We start from the raw sequence: 17,273 nt of genomic DNA on the forward strand, positions 1-17,273 counted from the left end.
TATTAGGGGACTTTAAAATGAATACGAAACGAAATAGAGTAGTATATGCACTATTTACTATAGTTATTATTATTTTAGGTCTTAGCTCAAGAAAGTTTTCTTTTGCACTACCACATCTATTAAATAATTACTTAGGCGATGCTTTATGGGCATTAATGATTTTCACTGGCTTTGGATTTTTGTTTCCTAAAACAGAGACGAAGAAGTTGGCTTTTATTAGTTTAATGTTTTGCTACGGGATTGAAGCGAGCCAATTGTATCATGCGGAATGGATAGATAGCATGCGTGCAACGACTTTGGGCGGACTCGTGTTGGGATACGGTTTTTTGTGGAGTGATTTAGTGGCCTATACAATTGGTGTTGGAGTGGGAGTACTGTGTGAGGTTATTTTTCGGAAGACATAAGAATTGTAAAAGGGGTATTTGTAAATGGAACAAGCACTGGAAATTGCAAAGTTTTGGTTTCAAAATGAACATGTCACAGCTACTGTAATTCAACAAAAAGTAGCGAAGGTTATATGCAAGAATAAAGAGTATATTTTAAAGAAAACAGGATCAATAAAGCAACTTCTAGTTGAATTCGATGTTTTGAAGCAACTGTATGAAAAGGGAATTAAAGTACAGAGAGTAGTAAAGACAGAAAATGATGAACAATATGTATTATATAAAGAAAAATATTATTGCTTATATGAGTATGTTGCCGGAAGTGTTTTAGAAATAAAAGATACGAATAAGCTGGAAAGGCTAGCAAGTACAATTGGAGAAGAAATAGCTAATCTGCACAAAGCATTACATTCGGTGAATAGTGACCATGAGTTAATAAAAAGAGATTTATATAGGATGGTATTTGAATGGGCTATACCGATTTTAGAAAAGAATGAGTATGTTCATCGAGAGGTAATTCAAAAGATGGAGCGAATGCACGCAGCTTTCAAGGAAACGGTCCATCCATTACCGAGACAAATTATTCATCGTGATATGCATCTATCAAATGTAATCTTTAAAGATGATAAACTGGAAGGGTTTATAGATTTTGAGATTTTAGAAAATAATGTAAAAATATTTGATTTATGTTATTGCTGTACAAGTATATTAAGCGAGCTATTTAGTGATGAAAGATTAAGAGGGAAAGGGTTACATATCGTTAGCAAAGTCTTTGAAGGTTATTATAAACAAAATGATTTAACGAAAGAAGAACTAAAAGCCATTTGGTATGTTATGCTTTCAATTCAAATTATCTTTATTGCTTATTTTGTCCAGTTACCAGATTCATTAAAGTTAAATGAAGAAATGTTCTTCTGGATTTTAGCTAATAAGGAAACTATTGAAGAAGTTATAGAAGGTATCGTAAAGGTATGAAAAAAATAATATTAATTGGTTCTGGTGGTTCAGGAAAATCTACATTAGCAAGGCAGTTAGGAAATAAATTAAATATTAAGGTGCATCATCTTGATGCATTATTTTGGAAACCGAATTGGGAAGGTGTTCCGAGAGAAGAACAAATAGCAGTTCAAAATAACTTAATTAAAGATGAGAAGTGGATTATTGATGGGAATTATGGCGGGACGATGGGTATAAGACTGAATGCAGCTGATACAATTATCTTCCTTGATATTCATAGAACAATTTGTATTTATCGTGCTTTTAAAAGAATTGTAAAATACCGGAATAAAACAAGACCAGATATGGGCGCGGGATGTGAAGAAAGATTTGATTTGCAATTTTTTAAATGGATATGGGAATATCCTAATGCTAAACGACCTACAATTTTAAAAGGGTTAGAGCAATTGCCGGAAGAGAAAAAGGTTATTGTTTTAAAATCTCCAAATGAGGTTCGGAAATTTTTAGAGCACATATAATTATAGAATGTAACACAAAAATTCTTTGTGAATCTTACCGATTAGTTTAATAAAACTAATCGTTTTTTATTATGAAAAATTTAACGCTTTTTGAAAATTCTATTTTGTAATGAGTATATGACTTTAAGTTCATATAAAATGAACGTTTGGAGGAATAGAAAATGACTAACGATTTAATTCAACTAATCAATTCATTAATGGTCAATATTCCAGCTGGAGAGGTAGTATTAAGAGATGATCGAATAAAAAAAGAATGGCTAGTACAAATTCAACCATTTCTTCTTGCAAAGTATGCTGTAACAATGGAACTATATGATGCTATTACAAATAGTACATTAAATAATTTTGATGAAAATCATAAACCAGTTGTCAATATTTCATGGAACGATGCCATTTCGTTTTGTAATGTACTTTCAAAAAAAGCGGGATTAAAAGAATATTATTCTATTAGTGATGGTGGTCAAATTGTGAAATGTAATTTAGGTTCAAATGGCTACCGATTACCATCTGAGGCGGAGTGGCAATATGCATGTAAAGCAAGTACAACCGGATATACATACGGGAAACTTCATGATATAGCGTGGTATAATGAAAATTCAAATGGAGAGATTCATGACGTTGGCCAAAAAGAACCGAATGCATGGGGACTTTATGATATGCTAGGGAACGTTTGGGAATGGTGTTATGATTTGTATGATGAAACAGTGTACGGATCATACCGTATTTTTCGTGGTGGTAGTTGGGCTGAAACAGCGAGAGGGTGCGGCGCTACTTGTCGTCGTCGAAGCCATCCTACATTTCATATAGATGATCTCGGTTTTAGACTCGCTAGGTCAATTTAGTAGGAACATGATACGAACAGCTAGGAAAAGAGTATGGAGAGAATCCGTACTCTTGCCAACATAGAAATGATTTAACGTAAGGAGTGTTTATTATGGCGCGTGTTTTATTTATTAATGCTGGATCAGAAGGACATATAAATCCAACTTTACAAGTTGTAGATGAATTGATTTCTCGTGGTGAAGAGGTCATTTATTTTTCAATAGAAGCTTTCAGGGAGCGGATTGAGAAGACAGGTGCTACTGTACGAACGATTGATGATCAAAAATTTATAAAAGCGTTTCTATCTGGAGGCAGAAATTATTTACAGGAAAGAATAAATGGCCTTCTACATACAGCGGATATTGTAATACCTAGCGTTTTAGAACAAATTGAAGGTGAACATTTTGATTACATAATTCATGATTCTATGTTTGGCTGTGGCCATTTAATTGCTCAAATCCTTAAACTTCCAGCCATAAATTCATGCACATCTTTTGCGCAGGATGAAAAATCTTTTGAGCAAATGTTAGGTCATCTATCAAAAAATATCCCAGTAGAAATTTATGATAAAATACAGAATGATTTTCAAAACTTAACGAAGGGAATTGCTGAAAAATATGGTGTTGAAATAAAATCATCGTATGAAGTTTTCTGTAATCCTGCACCCCTTACTATTGTATATACAATTAAGGAGTTCCAGCCTTTTGGTGATACTTTTGATGAAATATATAAATTTGTAGGACCATCTATCTCTGCACAAATGAAAAACAGAGACGTTGATTTTACTTCAATTGAAGAAAAAAGTCCGATTTATATTTCATTAGGTACTGTTTTTAATGAAGCGATTGACTTTTATAAACTGTGTATGAAGGCCTTTGAGAATAGTGAGCATACAATTGTTATGTCTATTGGTAGTGAAACAAAAATAAGTGATCTAGGCGAAATTCCTAAAAACTTCATTGTGAAAAACTATGTACCCCAAACTGAGCTGCTTACATATACGAAACTATTTATTACACACGGCGGGATGAACAGTGCGCATGAAGGACTGTATAACGGGGTTCCGCTCGTTGTAATACCGCAAAGTGCAGATCAGCCAGTAGTCGCAAAGCAAGTGGAGAGTCTTGGAGCAGGAATAAAATTACAAATGCAAGGATTAACTGCGGATCAACTAAGTGAAAGTGTAGAAATGGTATTAAATAATCCGTCATTTAAAGAAGTTGCTTTGAATTTGAAGAAATCTTTCCAAAAATCAGATGGATATAAGGAAGCTGTTGATGAAATTTTTATATTTGTAGGTCAGTGAAAAAATGAAATTATACATTAGAAAAGCATCTAAATAGGATGCTTTTTATTTAACTTTATAATTCTTATTTTTAATATCTAGTATGGTTAAAACTAAGGCACTGAGAGATATAAGTATAAGAATAAAAGTTAACTAGTTAAATGTATTGTCAATTATGAAGTAAAGATGATAGATAAATATATTCAAATTTTATTTTAAAATGTTAGGACTTAGTTTTACATGTTAGTAATAATTTCACTGTTTCTGCACAACTTCTGCACATACTCAGGTAATTTCTATGTCATGATATATTCATAAAGTGAAATATTTCACAAGAAAAATATAATTTCACTGCGGTGTATGCATAATTAACACATACATCGGTACAAGTTTGTCTCTTGTTATTCTTTTACATCAAAGCCCACATTCCACTACAAAGTATAACAAGAAGGAGACATGAACATGAATAATCGATTTTTAAAACAACTACAAAATATGAAAATGAACAAAAAAAGTTTAGGAGCTGTAGCATTAACAGCTGGAATTATTAGTACGACACTTATTCCTCAAAATGCTTATGCGCACGGTTTTGTTGAAAAGCCTGGTAGCCGATCTGCTTTATGTAGTCCAACTTATGGTGCGCTAAATGTAAACTGTGGAAGTGTTATGTATGAACCACAAAGTTTAGAAGCTCCAAAAGGGTTCCCACAAGGTGGTCCAGTAGATGGACAAATTGCTTCAGCAGGCGGAAAATTTGGTGGTATTTTAGATCAACAAACAGCAAATCGTTGGTTTAAAAATACAATCACTGGTGGGGAAAATACATTTACTTGGAAGTATACTGCGCCTCACTTAACGAGTAAGTGGCATTACTATATTACTAAAAAAGGATGGAATCCAAATAAAGCGCTAACAAGAGCAGATTTTGAACCAATTGGAACAGTACAACATGATGGTTCTGCAGCTTCAAATAATTTAACTCATAAAATCAATGTACCTACTGATCGTAGTGGATATCATGTGATTTTAGCAGTATGGGATGTAGCTGATACAGCAAATGCATTCTATAATGTAATTGATGTTAATCTTATTAATGATGTGAAACCAGACATAGAAGCGCCAAGTATTCCAAATGGACTTCAGACGCAAAAAGTAACAGCGAATAGTGTAGAACTAACATGGAACGCTTCTACGGATAATGTAGGGGTAAAAGGATATCAAATCTTCCGTAACGGAGAGATGATTGATACAGTACTAGGCACTCATTTTATTGATAAGAAATTACAACCAAGTACAGAATACTCTTATACTGTAAAAGCAATTGATGCAGCTGGCAATGTATCGAAAGAAAGTGCAGCGCTTACAGTAAAAACGACAGTTGAGACTCCTGATACAGAAGCACCAACACAACCAAAAGGATTACATAGTATGGGAACGACAGCGTCAAGTGTGGATTTAATGTGGAGTCCATCTGACGATAATATTGGTGTAGACCATTATGATATTTATAGAGAAACAGAAGGGGCAATGAAAAAGATTGCAACATCCAATACAACTTCTTATTTGGATAAAAATCTGCTCGCTAATACTACTTATAAATATGTAGTGAAAGCTGTTGATGTAGCTGGAAATGAATCCGTACAGAGTGATATATTCACAATTACTACAAAAACTGAAAACGCTTCATATGAAGCGTGGGATGCAAAAAAAGCATATAAAAAGGGAGATAGAGTTCTGCACGAAGGAAAAGTATATGAAGCAGTCCAGAGTTATCAAGGAAATGGTGATCCAAACTGGATTTATGCATTATCATTATGGAAAACAGTGTAAGCTTTACTTAGGTATGAACTAAGAGATGATGGGCTTTGATGCAAAAGGGAATCTTGAGAATTCACTTTTCTATTAATAAAAAAAGGTAGTGTATGAATACATAAGATTCATACACTACCTTTTTATTATGATAATACTTTCGTCATAAGTATATGTGGAATGCCATCTTCCATAAATATATCAGAAGAAGTTTGATAACCTAGTTTTGTATAAAATCCTTCAGCTTGTGTTTGACCGTGTAGTTTCACTTTTGTAACTTGTTTGTTACGAGCAAGTTCTTCTAACGTTTGAATGATGACTTTACCTAATCCGTATGTACGATAATCTTTTAAAATACAAATACGTTCTAATTTTCCGACACCATCAACAAATCGTATACGCCCTGTGCCTACAGGAAGCTCATGATAATAAACTAAAATATGTTTACATTGCTCTCCGATTTCATCGAATGTATCAAATTCATCTGCAAGAGGGACACCTTGTTCTTTTACAAATACTTCTTTTCGAATATGAAAGGCAGTTTCTAAATCAGCAAGTTCTGTTATAAGTTTGGATTGCAAAATGTTCAGTCCTTTCTAATGTAATCAGCTTGTGTTTTCATAGTATATCATAATAAAGCGCTATAAAGAGAAGAACATACTAAAAAGCCAACTTTAAAAAGTTAGCTTTTATTACAATTCCTTTATCCCATTTTTAGCGCCGATAATTACTTTACTCGTCATACTTATAAATAACCCTGTTTCAACTACACCAGTAATCATTTTTAATTGAGTGTGTAAATGGGCAGGATTAGAAATATGATTAGGGAATATACAATCGATAATCATGTTATTGTTATCGGTTATATAGGTTTCATTATTTTTCAAACGTAATGTTGTTTGACATCCTAAAGACTGAATTTTATTTTCGGTTTGTTTCCATGAAAAAGGGATGATTTCAATAGGTAATGGAAAAGTACCTAAATGTGTTACAAGTTTCGATTCATCAGCAATGATAATTAGTTCTTTAGAGGAAGAGGCAACGATTTTTTCACGAAGTAATGCACCGCCACCGCCTTTTATAAGTTGTAAATTTGAATCAATTTCATCCGCTCCATCAATTGTAAGATCAAGACTTTGTACGTCATTTAACGAAATTAGGGGGATATTTAGTTGATGTGCTAATGCTTCAGTTTCCTTTGATGTCGGTACAGCTTGAAATGATAATCCTTCTTTTACACGCTCACCTAATTTTTGTATTGTCCAATATACAGTAGAACCTGTACCAAGCCCAATCTTCATGCCATCATTTACAAAGTTAGCGGCATATTCGCCAGCGAGCTGTTTTAAATTCATCGCTTTACTCCGCCGGACGCGGTCCAGCATCAAGACCTGAATTTTCAACTGTAAGTACCGGACGAACGACTATATCTTTATGTACACGCATTTGACAAGATAATCGTAAATGATCTTCAATCCCTTTTTCCGTCATTGCATGTTTCTCATTCGCACTCGCTTCACAGAAATCACCTGCTAGTATTTCTACTCTACAAGTTGTGCAACGTGCATTCCCGCCGCAACGATGAAGAATGTTGACACCGCTATCTTCAATTGCTAATACTAACTTTGTTCCTTCTTTCACATCAAAAGTTCCCGCACCTTCAATTGTTAATTTTGGCAAATTTGTTCCTCCTCACGTAAAATTGTACATAACATATTTATGACCGCGAATTATTGAACATAAACATTATTTTTTTATATCCCCGTAACTTTTTTTAATGTTGAATCGTTTATTAAGTAAGCGCTGAAAAGGAGTGGTTATTTTGTGCACAAAAGTAACTCATGTTTTAAAGAACCATATCGATATGAATCATTCAAATATAAACTTTTTAATTGAACAATATGGAGAGTTAAAAAGATACTGTACTTTTTTAACGAAAAACAAATGGGATGGGGAAGATCTCGCCCAAGAAACAGTGTGTAAAGTGCTTCAAAAATATAGAAATAAAGATATTTGTATGACACTCGTCTATAAAATAGCAAGAAATCGTTGGTTAGATCAGATAAAGTCTAAGTCTGTTCATGAAAAAATAAGAGAACAAATCACTTTTGAAGAACCACATGAGAACATTGCAGATTTGCATGAAATGGTAGGGAAAGTATTGTCTTCATTAAATGTACAGCAATCCGCAATTTTATTATTAAAAGATGTTTTTCAATATAGTATCGCTGATATTGCTAAAGTGTGTTCTGTATCAGAAGGGGCAGTAAAAGCTTCTTTGTTTCGTAGTAGAAATAGGCTGAAAACTGTAAGTGAAGAAGGGATTGAGATAGTTGAATTCACAGATGATATGGAAGTTGTAGTAACGTCTATTCGAGAGGAGAGACCGGAATTATTAACGAAACTGCTTCCGACAATAGATTTTACTAAGTTACCATCTAAACAGCCAGTCTTATTATTTAATGCGAAAAAACCTTCTTCCTACAGTTGTATGCTTTTAGCAGCATAACAATTATTGGAGGGATATAAAATGAATGCAATTCCATATGTAGTGGAACAAACGAAATTAGGAGAACGTTCCTATGATATATATTCAAGGTTATTAAAAGATCGTATTATTATTATCGGTTCAGAAATAAATGATCAAGTAGCGAGTAGTGTCGTAGCTCAATTATTATTTTTAGAAGCAGAAGATGCAGAGAAAGATATATTTTTATACATTAATAGCCCCGGCGGATCAACGACAGCGGGATTTGCTATATTAGATACAATGAATTTAATTAAACCAGATGTGCAAACGCTGTGCATGGGCTTTGCGGCATCATTTGGTGCATTGCTATTATTATCTGGAGCAAAAGGAAAACGGTTTGCGCTCCCTAACAGTGAAATTATGATTCATCAGCCGCTTGGTGGTGCACAAGGGCAAGCAACAGAAATTGAAATAACTGCGAAGAGAATATTAAAGTTAAAGCATGATATTAATAAAATGATTGCAGAAAAAACGGGGCAACCGATTGAAAGAGTAGCACATGATACAGAAAGAGATTATTTTATGACCGCAGAAGAAGCAAAGGCATATGGGATTGTAGATGATGTTGTTACGAAAAAATAAGTTAAAAACAGGCTAGAGGATATGCGAACCCTCTAGCCTATTTTTATTAATCTTTTACCCATTCATCAACTAGCGCTTGATTGTTCTTAATCCATTTTCGCGCAGCTTCTTCAGGATCTTTTGTTTTATTTAACATGACCATTAACGTACCGAGCTGTTCATCGTTCATTTTCCATTTATCAAAGTATTTTATGATATCCGGGTGATCTTTTTCGAAACCTTTACGAACGGAGTAATAAATGTCATCTTTTTCACCATATACTTTCTTAGGGTCTTTTAAATATTTTAAGTCAAATTCTGAAAAACCCCAATGCGGATTCCAAAGCGTAACAGCGATTGGTTTCTTTTTTGTATATGCTTTCTTTAGTTCACTCATCATCGCAGCTTCAGAAGATTGGACAAGTTTTAGTTTTATATCATATTCTTTCATTGCTTTATTCGTTAAATTCATAAGACTACTACCGGGTTCGATACCGACAATTTTATTATCTAGTTCATCTTTATGAGCATTTAAATCTTCGATACTGTTTATGTTTTTCATATAAGAAGGGACGACTAAACCTAGTCCAGTACCTTCGTACCATTTTGATTTTAAGACAATATCATCTTTATAACGATCGTTTAGCGGTTTATCTGTAACTGGTAGCCATACTTCTAAATTCGCATCAACATCGCCACGAGCGACACCAGTCCAAATTGCGGCTTTTTCTAAATACATGAGCTCAACTTTGTAGCCTTTTTCTTCTAATAAAACTTTCCACATGTTTGCAGTTGCAATATTTTCTTTCCAACTTGTTACACCAAGTTTAATTTTTCCTTTCGAATTTGCATTTGTTGCATTACATGAAGTGAAAATCATAGTAATAAATAATGCAAGGCATATAAACCAAATTTTCTTTCGCATCGAAAACCTCCTAAGTAACGTTTGCCTTATAAAATAAATGTATAAGTAAGCATTCTTATTATGAACGGAAACGAGAATTTTAAAGAAATCTTATGAATGTCATTTTTATGTAATATTTCTTTGTAAAATCGCAACACTATGTGAATAGATGGGTAGAAAAGGAGTAGTGACATGGATAATACAAAGGTGCGTGTTGAAAACGTAACAAAAGTATTCGGGAAACATCCGCAAAGAGCCCTTTCCTTATTAAAAGAAGGAAAAAGTAAATCGGAAATTTTAAAAGAGACAGGAATGAACGTTGGGGTGAAAAAAGCAACGTTTGAAGTTTACTCTGGAGAGATTTTCGTTATTATGGGTTTGTCTGGCAGCGGGAAATCTACGCTAGTTCGTATGTTAAATCAATTGATTAAACCAACTGCAGGTCATATATACATAGATGGTGAAGACATCGCAACGATGGGAAAAGAAGAGTTACGGAGAGTAAGAAGAACGAAAATGAGTATGGTATTTCAGAAATTTGCTCTATTTCCGCATCGTACAGTTATACAAAATGTTGCATATGGTTTAGAAATACAAGGAGTTCCGGTTGAAGAGCGAGAGAAAAAAGCGTTAGAATCGCTACAGTTAGTAGGACTCGATCATCATAAAGATAATTATCCAAGTCAACTTAGTGGTGGTATGCAGCAGCGCGTTGGAATCGCAAGGGCACTAACGAATAATCCAGATGTATTACTAATGGACGAGTCATTTAGTGCATTAGATCCACTTATTCGAAAAGAAATGCAAGATGAATTGTTAGAGTTACAAGATAAAATGGAAAAAACGATTATATTTATTACGCATGATTTAGATGAAGCGCTTCGAATTGGAGATCGTATTGCATTAATGAAAGATGGAGAAATCGTCCAAATTGGAACGCCAGAAGAAATTATGATGAGCCCCGCAAATGAATTTGTAGAAAAGTTTGTTGCGGACGTGAATTTAGGAAAAGTAATTACGGCTGAGTCTATTTTAAAACGACCAGAAACTTTATTAATTGATCGTGGACCTCGTGTGGCTCTTCAAATTATGAGGAATGCAGGCGTCTCAACTGTATATGTTGTAAACAAAAAGTATGAGTTTTTAGGTATATTAACTGCGGATGATGCGAGTAAAGCAGTACAAAAACAGTGGCCGATTGCTGATTTATTACTTAATGATATTCCGCATGTGTATTTGGATACTTTACTGGAAGAGACATATGCAAAAATGGCAGAGATGAAATATCCCTTACCAGTAATCGATGAGAAGAAAAGGCTAAGAGGAATTATTAAACGTGAAAGTGTCATTCAAGCTCTTGCAGGAAACATTGAGGAAGAGGTGAAAGACGATGAATAGTATACCACGTATTCCATTAGGGGAATGGGTCGACTCATTTGTTGCAAGTTTATATGAGCACTTTGAAGGCTTATTCCGAGGATTCTCTTATATTATTGGTGGATTCGTTGATTTACTAACTAATTTTTTAACAATAATACCAGCCATATTGATGATTATTATCTTGTGTTTCTTCATTTGGTACACAACGAGGAAATTATCTTTAGTCATTTTTACGCTTATTGGATTATTATTCATTTTGAATATTAACTACTGGGCACAAACGATGCAAACATTAGCACTCGTACTTACGTCTGTTATTATTTCAATTATTGTCGGAATTCCAATTGGTATATTAGCATCTCAAAATGAACGTTTCTCAAAATTTTTAAAACCAACACTAGATTTTATGCAAACAATGCCTGCATTCGTATACCTTATTCCAGCGATCACATTTTTCGGAGTAGGTGTAGTACCTGGAATTATTGCATCAGTAATCTTTGCAATGCCACCGACAATTCGTTTTACGGACTTAGGAATTAGACAAGTTCCAGAAGATTTAATTGAAGCAGCGAATGCATTTGGATCCACTGCATCACAAAAACTATTTAAAGTACAATTACCACTTGCAACCGGAACGATTATGGCTGGTGTGAACCAAAGCATTATGCTTTCGTTATCGATGGTTGTAACAGCATCACTTGTAGGAGCTCCAGGACTTGGAGTTGATGTATATCGCTCTGTAACACAAGTTAATATCGGAATGGGCTTTGAAGCTGGATTAGCTATCGTAGTAATCGCAATTATATTAGACCGTATTACACAAGGGTTCCATACGAAAAGAAAATAATGACCAAAAAACACACTTTTATAATACAAAGTGTGTTTTTTATTGCATCCATATCACATATGAACGATAACAGAACCTCCAGCTGGCGCACAAACTTGTTTTTTTATTTCATTGATTTAACTCTTCGATGAATAACGATATGTTTGTTTAATAGCGACTTGAAAATCTCTTCTTAAGAAGAGGATTATGTGCTGGAAAAGTATAAGTAATAAAGTACATTTTTTGGAAATTATTAAGTGGAATAGCGAATATATTAGGAGACAGTGAAGTCATGTAAATAGATATTATTTTAGAAGAAATTATGAGAGGAGATGCTATTTTGTCTAAAAAGAAAAAAAGCAATGATGCCTTGGCAATAGGCATCGGTATAGGGGTTGTAATCGGTGTAGTCCAAGGTTATTTTACAAATAATTTAGTAATCGGAATTGTGATTGGGATTGTAATTGGAGTTGTGGTTTTGAAGAAATAATGAGGTTTAAATTCATTTCAAAAATTGCTGTATCAAAAGAGTGAATCTTCGGAATATAAATCCTGTTTTTCCTTTTTTTATGATATTATATATGAAAAGGATGGTGATGAATATGTCAACAAACAATCAAGTAAAACTAAACTGTTTTATTTGTGAAAAGCATAAAGGAAATATTATAGTTCCAGGTGGAGCTATTTACGAAGATGAACTCGTTTACGTTGGACATGTCCACTGGGGTAGTGAAGAAACATACTTGGGTTATGTAATGATAGATATAAAAAGGCATGTACCTGGCCTCGCTGAACTAACAGATGAAGAAGCGAAAGCGTTCGGACTTATAACAAGTAGAGTAAGTAAAGCGCTAAAAGCAAGTGAAGGTGCGGAACATATTTACACTTTTGTTTCAGGAAATGGTGTACCACATATGCATATGCACATCATACCGCGTTATGAAAATACACCAAAAGAGTTTTGGTCACCGACTGAAGTAGCGAAATGGAACGGTGCGCCTTATGGTGACGCAGGAAAAATCAAAAAACTATGCGAAAGATTACGAAAGTATATGGTGAGTGAATATGCATACAACAAATAATAGACAACATTCATGGGTTGGAAGTAGTGAAATGTGTTTAGACGAAGTTTCAGTAAAACAATATGGTGACATCGTGCTCGGTACATATGGTGGGAATATAAGTGCTGGAGCAAAAAAGAACGAAGATGGTGCGTTAGTTTTGTCAAATGGTGATTGGGAATTTGCAGCTATATTAGATGGACATAATAGTGCAGAAAGTGTTGATTTAGTAGTAAATACAATTCAAAAAGAATATGAAAATATAAAAGAAATGATGAATGAATCAATTGATATAGTATTTCGATCTATTGAAAATCATATTCTTACTATCTTTCAATCTTCTTCATTTAAGGAAAAGTGTCAAAGAATTAAAGGTGAAACAGCTTGCTTACTATGTGTAAGAAAAGAAAATTATATATGGTGGCTATCTATTGGAGACTGTTTAGTTTATGTATTTCATGAAGAGTTACATAAGTTAGGACAATATGCATTAAATCAACGTCATTTTTACGAATGGATTGGAAATGTAAACACATTTGATTTACCTGTTCCTTGTTATTCATCAGGTATTCGTGAATTACGTACTGGAAAGAACCGAATTGTAATGGTGACAGATGGAGTATTAGAATGCGGGGAACGCCGATATGAAACACCTGTAAATTTGTATAATGCTATGAACAGAAATGATAAAACACTTAAAGAAAATATTCACAATGTTTTAGAACACGTGCATCATCAGTTGGGACGTGATAGTGCGACAATTATTAGTTGGGACGTAGAAAATAAAAGGAATGCCACGTATCCGAGTGATCAGCCGTAGAAAATGCAAGTAAGAAAATAAAAGGATAGGGTTTTCTGTCAATTATAAAAATAACTCTATTAATTTTATCGGTACTATCTATATTCGTTTTTGAAAAAATAGAAAGAAAAAGGATTAAACATCCCGAAACAAAAGGGATGGGAAATAGATTGTTGTTATACAATACATAAAACATGTCTTGATAAAACTACTACTAAAGAAGATAAAGAAAATGAATACATTATCTACATATTAAAAAATATATAATCCATTTTGTTACGAAAACATAATTAATTTAATAGGAGGGAATGCAATGGGCAACTCTACTATTTGGATTATAGTTATTATTATGATAATTGGAGGATATTTTTTAGAAAAGTTTTTAAGAAAAAAACTAAATATGCCAAAGGGCAATGCTTGGATATATAAGCATGTAAATAGTTTACATGTAAAATTAGAAATAGGTCTTTTTATCGTATATCTTATAGTAAGTTTTATTTATCTGTTCAAAGTAGAAAATGCTAATATAGGAATTGCTGTACTTACTTATTTTGGAGCAATTTCCTTATTACGCGTATGGATGGAATGGAAGTATAGCAGAGAGACAAAGGAATATATTCTTTCTATAATTGGATTCTTTGCATTTGTTTTTATGGTTTCAATGTTACTTTATTTTGATCCTCTTTCTACATACTAATGTCGTTTTGGTTTTTCATGATGAATATTTAAAAAGAGTAGCTACCATTATTTATCTTGATAGTTACTCTTTATATTTACATCTTCTTAAAGCTTCTCAAAACAAGGTATTCCCACAATCTCCAAGGAAGAATCTTCTTCGTAAAGATCATAAATTTTACACCTTTTCCAATAGGATATCGTAAAGTAGTACGCTTTGTTTCAGCAATTTCAACGATTTTATTAGCAACATCTATCGGATTACCAAATGTATCACTACCGCTATTAATATGTTTTTGTATTTTATCCATATATTCTTTGTAAGGAGATGTTGTATCAGATTGGTTTTCAGCTAGTTGTTTACCAACCTCCCATATATTTGTGTTGTAAGAACCAGGTTCAATTAAAGCGACATCTATTCCGAAAGGTTTTAATTCTAAGCGAAGCGATTCACTCCAGCCTTCTAATGCATATTTTGAAGATACATAAGGAGATAAACCAGGGAATCCAACTTGGCCGCTAATGCTGCTTATATTAATGATTTTTCCACTTCTTTGTTTTCTCATATATGGTAAAACAAGCTGGGTAATTGATATAGCTCCAAAAAGGTTCGTTTCAAATTGCTTTCGATATTCGTCTACTTGGATTTCTTCTACAAAGCCCCCATTTGCATATCCTGCATTATTTATAAGGAGATCTATTCTATTAATTTCTTTTAAAAATAATTGGAAATTATGTATAGAATTTTGATCTGTTACATCTAATTGTTGAACTTTTATATTGTGCTGTAAGTTAAGTTGAGTAACTTGGGATAGTAAGGTTCCTTGTTTTTCAAGGTTTCGCATTGTAGCGATAACTAAATAATCTTTTTTTGCGAGTTCGAGTGTAGTTAATAGTCCAAATCCACTTGAGGCTCCAGTAATTATTGCGATTTTTTTATTCATTTTTCGCCAGCTTTCTTTTTCTTTTATCATAACGAGTTATGATAAGAAAATCTATTATTCTTACATTCATTATGAAATCAATTTGTATGTAAAAAAAGGGGATTATAGGGAATCAGCGTATATAGAGTAGTGTATATTAATATGATAATGAAATGAGGGAAGAAAAATGGTCCATGTAAAAGCTGTATTAGCAGATCAGCTATTAGCGAATGCAAATGATCCCAGTTGGTATATGCCATTTTCAGATGCAGTTAAGGATTTATCTGAGAGGGAAGCTTTCTGGAAACCGAATGAAGAGAGTAATAGTATAGCTGAAATCGTACAACATTTACTGTATTGGAACTCTACGTGGCAAACTAGGTATAAAGAATCAAATGTGAATGCAGTACCCGCTATAGGAGATAATAACAAAAGTTTTATGCTCTCAGATAATCAAACTTTCGATGAATTACGGGAAAAACTACTAGAAAAACTGTTACAATGGCAAAATCTCATAAATGAAGAAAAGGTTGAAAGTGATGTAGTGGGATTTCCTGTTTCTGCAAAGTGGTGGGAAGTGCTAGCGAATGTAACAACTCATAATGCATATCATATTGGTCAAATTATTTACATCCGAAAATTACAGAAAAACTTTGATAATGAATAAAGTAACAATTCTCTTATTAAGGGAACAAAGGTGGACAAAACGAGACAAACGTCTCATTTTGTCCACTTTTTTATTGTTAAAAGATAGAGAAAACCTATTAAAACAAGGATTCGAAATTGGCACAATACTTGCAATATAAAGGACGAACAAGAAAATAGGAGGGCTGGACATGTTAAAAACAACTGAAAGTAAAGGGAATGAAATTACGAAAGAACAAGCTCGTTGGATGTACGAAAAAATGTTAGAAATTCGTAAGTTTGAAGATAAGGTGCATGAATTGTTCGCGCAAGGCGTTTTGCCAGGTTTCGTTCATTTATACGCAGGTGAAGAAGCGGTAGCGGTTGGTGTATGTGCCCACTTAACGGATAGTGACAGTATTACAAGTACACATAGAGGTCATGGACATTGTATCGCAAAAGGTTGTGATTTAAATGGTATGATGGCTGAACTTTTCGGGAAAGCGACAGGATTATGTAAAGGTAAAGGCGGTTCCATGCATATTGCCGATTTAGATAAAGGAATGCTTGGTGCGAATGGCATTGTAGGCGGGGGTTTCCCACTTGCTTGCGGTTCAGCATTAACAGCTAAATATAAAGGAACAAAAGATGTAAGTGTTTGCTTCTTCGGTGACGGAGCAAATAATGAAGGAACATTCCATGAAGGGGTTAATTTAGCGGCGATCTGGAAGTTACCAGTTATTTTTATTGCAGAAAATAACGGTTACGGTGAAGCAACTACATTTGAATATGCTTCAAGTTGTGATTTTATCGCTGATCGCGCAAAAGCTTATAATATTCCAGGTGTTCAAGTAGATGGAAAAGATCTTCTAGCTGTATATAAAGCTGCTGCAGAAGCAGTTGAACGTGCGCGTAATGGTGATGGTCCAACAATTATTGAATGTATGACATATCGTAATTATGGTCATTTCGAAGGTGAAGCGCAAACATATAAAACATCAGAAGAAAAAGAAGAACATTTAAACGAAAAAGATGCAATTGTGAATTTCCGTAAGCATTTAATTCATGAAGGTTTATTAACAGAATCTGAACTTGTTGATATGGAAAAAGCAGTAGATGATGCAGTACAAAGATCCATTGAATTTAGTGAAAATAGTCCATACCCAGACGATGAAGAATTATTAAAAGATGTATACGTTTCTTACAAATAAGAGGA

General features: G+C 33.7%; 21 protein-coding genes. 16 read left to right on the plus strand and 5 right to left on the minus strand.

Annotation, left to right across the window (positions count from 1 at the left end; genetic code table 11):
* Positions 1 to 17 precede the first annotated feature (17 nt).
* The 6 genes from DN401_RS00800 (at position 18) to DN401_RS00825 (ending at position 5,795) form a co-directional block, all read left to right on the plus strand.
* Entirely contained in the window at positions 18 to 404 is a 387-nt protein-coding gene (locus DN401_RS00800; protein ID WP_001093458.1) for a ribosomal maturation YjgA family protein, read from the plus strand.
* A gap of 24 nt (positions 405 to 428) precedes the next feature.
* The gene (locus DN401_RS00805; RefSeq protein ID WP_000434080.1) at positions 429 to 1,358 is read left to right on the plus strand and encodes a phosphotransferase enzyme family protein; all 930 of its coding nucleotides are present in this window, start codon (positions 429 to 431) and stop codon (positions 1,356 to 1,358) included.
* Positions 1,355 to 1,858 (plus strand): DNA topology modulation protein, encoded by a 504-nt coding sequence (locus DN401_RS00810; protein ID WP_000720556.1) that lies wholly within the window; start codon positions 1,355 to 1,357, stop codon positions 1,856 to 1,858. The genes DN401_RS00805 and DN401_RS00810 overlap by 4 nt, the downstream gene beginning before the upstream one ends.
* A gap of 161 nt (positions 1,859 to 2,019) precedes the next feature.
* Positions 2,020 to 2,700, plus strand: coding sequence for a formylglycine-generating enzyme family protein (locus tag DN401_RS00815; protein WP_000180354.1), 681 nt, complete (start codon positions 2,020 to 2,022; stop codon positions 2,698 to 2,700).
* Between the two features lie 92 nt (positions 2,701 to 2,792).
* Positions 2,793 to 3,986, plus strand: coding sequence for a macrolide family glycosyltransferase (locus tag DN401_RS00820; RefSeq protein ID WP_098212918.1), 1,194 nt, complete (start codon positions 2,793 to 2,795; stop codon positions 3,984 to 3,986).
* Between the two features lie 441 nt (positions 3,987 to 4,427).
* Complete coding sequence (locus DN401_RS00825; RefSeq protein WP_001065145.1) at positions 4,428 to 5,795, plus strand: lytic polysaccharide monooxygenase; 1,368 nt, start codon at positions 4,428 to 4,430, stop codon at positions 5,793 to 5,795.
* Positions 5,796 to 5,920: 125 nt separating this feature from the next.
* Here DN401_RS00825 and DN401_RS00830 read toward each other — a convergent pair whose 3' ends face one another.
* From DN401_RS00830 to DN401_RS00840, 3 genes are all read right to left on the minus strand, one after another.
* A complete protein-coding gene (locus DN401_RS00830) occupies positions 5,921 to 6,355 on the minus strand; it encodes a GNAT family N-acetyltransferase (RefSeq protein WP_001190865.1) in 435 nt (144 codons plus the stop codon).
* 111 nt (positions 6,356 to 6,466) lie between these two features.
* The gene (gene rpiA, locus DN401_RS00835; protein WP_001049982.1) at positions 6,467 to 7,129 is read right to left on the minus strand and encodes a ribose 5-phosphate isomerase A; all 663 of its coding nucleotides are present in this window, start codon (positions 7,127 to 7,129) and stop codon (positions 6,467 to 6,469) included.
* Between the two features lie 4 nt (positions 7,130 to 7,133).
* Positions 7,134 to 7,454, minus strand: a complete 321-nt coding sequence (locus DN401_RS00840; protein ID WP_001125388.1) for a 2Fe-2S iron-sulfur cluster-binding protein — start codon at positions 7,452 to 7,454, stop codon at positions 7,134 to 7,136.
* A 142-nt stretch (positions 7,455 to 7,596) separates the two neighbouring features.
* Here DN401_RS00840 and DN401_RS00845 point away from each other — a divergent pair, with 142 nt between their 5' ends.
* Both DN401_RS00845 and clpP read left to right on the plus strand, forming a co-directional pair.
* Positions 7,597 to 8,283: an RNA polymerase subunit sigma-70 gene (locus DN401_RS00845; RefSeq protein WP_000337507.1), complete on the plus strand. Its 687-nt coding sequence runs from the start codon at positions 7,597 to 7,599 to the stop codon at positions 8,281 to 8,283.
* Positions 8,284 to 8,304: 21 nt separating this feature from the next.
* On the plus strand, positions 8,305 to 8,886 hold the full coding sequence (gene clpP / locus DN401_RS00850) for an ATP-dependent Clp endopeptidase proteolytic subunit ClpP (protein WP_000991610.1): 582 nt from the start codon (positions 8,305 to 8,307) through the stop codon (positions 8,884 to 8,886).
* 46 nt (positions 8,887 to 8,932) lie between these two features.
* Here clpP and DN401_RS00855 read toward each other — a convergent pair whose 3' ends face one another.
* On the minus strand, positions 8,933 to 9,790 hold the full coding sequence (locus DN401_RS00855; protein ID WP_098212921.1) for a glycine betaine ABC transporter substrate-binding protein: 858 nt from the start codon (positions 9,788 to 9,790) through the stop codon (positions 8,933 to 8,935).
* A 171-nt stretch (positions 9,791 to 9,961) separates the two neighbouring features.
* Here DN401_RS00855 and DN401_RS00860 point away from each other — a divergent pair, with 171 nt between their 5' ends.
* The 6 genes from DN401_RS00860 (at position 9,962) to DN401_RS00885 (ending at position 14,532) form a co-directional block, all read left to right on the plus strand.
* Positions 9,962 to 11,167, plus strand: coding sequence for a quaternary amine ABC transporter ATP-binding protein (locus DN401_RS00860; protein ID WP_000370606.1), 1,206 nt, complete (start codon positions 9,962 to 9,964; stop codon positions 11,165 to 11,167).
* Positions 11,160 to 11,996 (plus strand): ABC transporter permease, encoded by an 837-nt coding sequence (locus DN401_RS00865; protein ID WP_001084759.1) that lies wholly within the window; start codon positions 11,160 to 11,162, stop codon positions 11,994 to 11,996. The genes DN401_RS00860 and DN401_RS00865 overlap by 8 nt, the downstream gene beginning before the upstream one ends.
* Before the next feature lie 301 nt (positions 11,997 to 12,297).
* The gene (locus DN401_RS00870; RefSeq protein WP_002197850.1) at positions 12,298 to 12,465 is read left to right on the plus strand and encodes a glycine zipper domain-containing protein; all 168 of its coding nucleotides are present in this window, start codon (positions 12,298 to 12,300) and stop codon (positions 12,463 to 12,465) included.
* A 100-nt stretch (positions 12,466 to 12,565) separates the two neighbouring features.
* Positions 12,566 to 13,057: an HIT family protein gene (locus tag DN401_RS00875; RefSeq protein WP_149287486.1), complete on the plus strand. Its 492-nt coding sequence runs from the start codon at positions 12,566 to 12,568 to the stop codon at positions 13,055 to 13,057.
* Entirely contained in the window at positions 13,041 to 13,856 is an 816-nt protein-coding gene (locus tag DN401_RS00880; protein ID WP_121868272.1) for a PP2C family serine/threonine-protein phosphatase, read from the plus strand. The genes DN401_RS00875 and DN401_RS00880 overlap by 17 nt, the downstream gene beginning before the upstream one ends.
* A gap of 292 nt (positions 13,857 to 14,148) precedes the next feature.
* Entirely contained in the window at positions 14,149 to 14,532 is a 384-nt protein-coding gene (locus DN401_RS00885) for a DUF4181 domain-containing protein (RefSeq protein WP_000528448.1), read from the plus strand.
* A 76-nt stretch (positions 14,533 to 14,608) separates the two neighbouring features.
* Here the strand turns inward: DN401_RS00885 and DN401_RS00890 are convergent, their stop codons facing one another.
* A complete protein-coding gene (locus tag DN401_RS00890; protein ID WP_001034794.1) occupies positions 14,609 to 15,454 on the minus strand; it encodes an oxidoreductase in 846 nt (281 codons plus the stop codon).
* A gap of 166 nt (positions 15,455 to 15,620) precedes the next feature.
* Between DN401_RS00890 and DN401_RS00895 the strand changes: the two genes are divergently transcribed.
* Both DN401_RS00895 and acoA read left to right on the plus strand, forming a co-directional pair.
* Positions 15,621 to 16,100 carry a DinB family protein gene (locus DN401_RS00895; RefSeq protein ID WP_060852067.1) on the plus strand — a complete coding sequence of 160 codons (480 nt, stop codon included), beginning with the start codon at positions 15,621 to 15,623 and terminating at the stop codon, positions 16,098 to 16,100.
* Positions 16,101 to 16,269: 169 nt separating this feature from the next.
* Positions 16,270 to 17,268, plus strand: a complete 999-nt coding sequence (acoA, locus tag DN401_RS00900; protein WP_060852068.1) for an acetoin:2,6-dichlorophenolindophenol oxidoreductase subunit alpha — start codon at positions 16,270 to 16,272, stop codon at positions 17,266 to 17,268.
* The last annotated feature ends 5 nt before the right edge of the window (positions 17,269 to 17,273 follow it).

The sequence above is a fragment of the Bacillus sp. BF2-3 genome, assembly GCF_008368795.1.
GTDB classification, from domain to species: Bacteria; Bacillota; Bacilli; order Bacillales; family Bacillaceae_G; genus Bacillus_A; species Bacillus_A cereus.

What these genes read in the sequence shown, in the direction of transcription:
- DN401_RS00875 (WP_149287486.1), top strand. Translation starts at nt 12,566, where the DNA reads ATGGTGATGAATATGTCAACAAACAATCAAGTAAAACTAAACTGTTTT.
- DN401_RS00885 (WP_000528448.1), top strand. Translation starts at nt 14,149, where the DNA reads ATGGGCAACTCTACTATTTGGATTATAGTTATTATTATGATAATTGGA.
- acoA (WP_060852068.1), top strand. Translation starts at nt 16,270, where the DNA reads ATGTTAAAAACAACTGAAAGTAAAGGGAATGAAATTACGAAAGAACAA.
- DN401_RS00860 (WP_000370606.1), top strand. Translation starts at nt 9,962, where the DNA reads ATGGATAATACAAAGGTGCGTGTTGAAAACGTAACAAAAGTATTCGGG.
- DN401_RS00895 (WP_060852067.1), top strand. Translation starts at nt 15,621, where the DNA reads ATGGTCCATGTAAAAGCTGTATTAGCAGATCAGCTATTAGCGAATGCA.
- DN401_RS00855 (WP_098212921.1), bottom strand. Translation starts at nt 9,790, where the DNA reads ATGCGAAAGAAAATTTGGTTTATATGCCTTGCATTATTTATTACTATG.
- DN401_RS00820 (WP_098212918.1), top strand. Translation starts at nt 2,793, where the DNA reads ATGGCGCGTGTTTTATTTATTAATGCTGGATCAGAAGGACATATAAAT.
- DN401_RS00880 (WP_121868272.1), top strand. Translation starts at nt 13,041, where the DNA reads ATGCATACAACAAATAATAGACAACATTCATGGGTTGGAAGTAGTGAA.
- DN401_RS00870 (WP_002197850.1), top strand. Translation starts at nt 12,298, where the DNA reads ATGAGAGGAGATGCTATTTTGTCTAAAAAGAAAAAAAGCAATGATGCC.
- DN401_RS00810 (WP_000720556.1), top strand. Translation starts at nt 1,355, where the DNA reads ATGAAAAAAATAATATTAATTGGTTCTGGTGGTTCAGGAAAATCTACA.
- DN401_RS00815 (WP_000180354.1), top strand. Translation starts at nt 2,020, where the DNA reads ATGACTAACGATTTAATTCAACTAATCAATTCATTAATGGTCAATATT.
- DN401_RS00800 (WP_001093458.1), top strand. Translation starts at nt 18, where the DNA reads ATGAATACGAAACGAAATAGAGTAGTATATGCACTATTTACTATAGTT.
- rpiA (WP_001049982.1), bottom strand. Translation starts at nt 7,129, where the DNA reads ATGAATTTAAAACAGCTCGCTGGCGAATATGCCGCTAACTTTGTAAAT.
- DN401_RS00825 (WP_001065145.1), top strand. Translation starts at nt 4,428, where the DNA reads ATGAATAATCGATTTTTAAAACAACTACAAAATATGAAAATGAACAAA.
- DN401_RS00805 (WP_000434080.1), top strand. Translation starts at nt 429, where the DNA reads ATGGAACAAGCACTGGAAATTGCAAAGTTTTGGTTTCAAAATGAACAT.
- DN401_RS00865 (WP_001084759.1), top strand. Translation starts at nt 11,160, where the DNA reads ATGAATAGTATACCACGTATTCCATTAGGGGAATGGGTCGACTCATTT.
- DN401_RS00890 (WP_001034794.1), bottom strand. Translation starts at nt 15,454, where the DNA reads ATGAATAAAAAAATCGCAATAATTACTGGAGCCTCAAGTGGATTTGGA.
- clpP (WP_000991610.1), top strand. Translation starts at nt 8,305, where the DNA reads ATGAATGCAATTCCATATGTAGTGGAACAAACGAAATTAGGAGAACGT.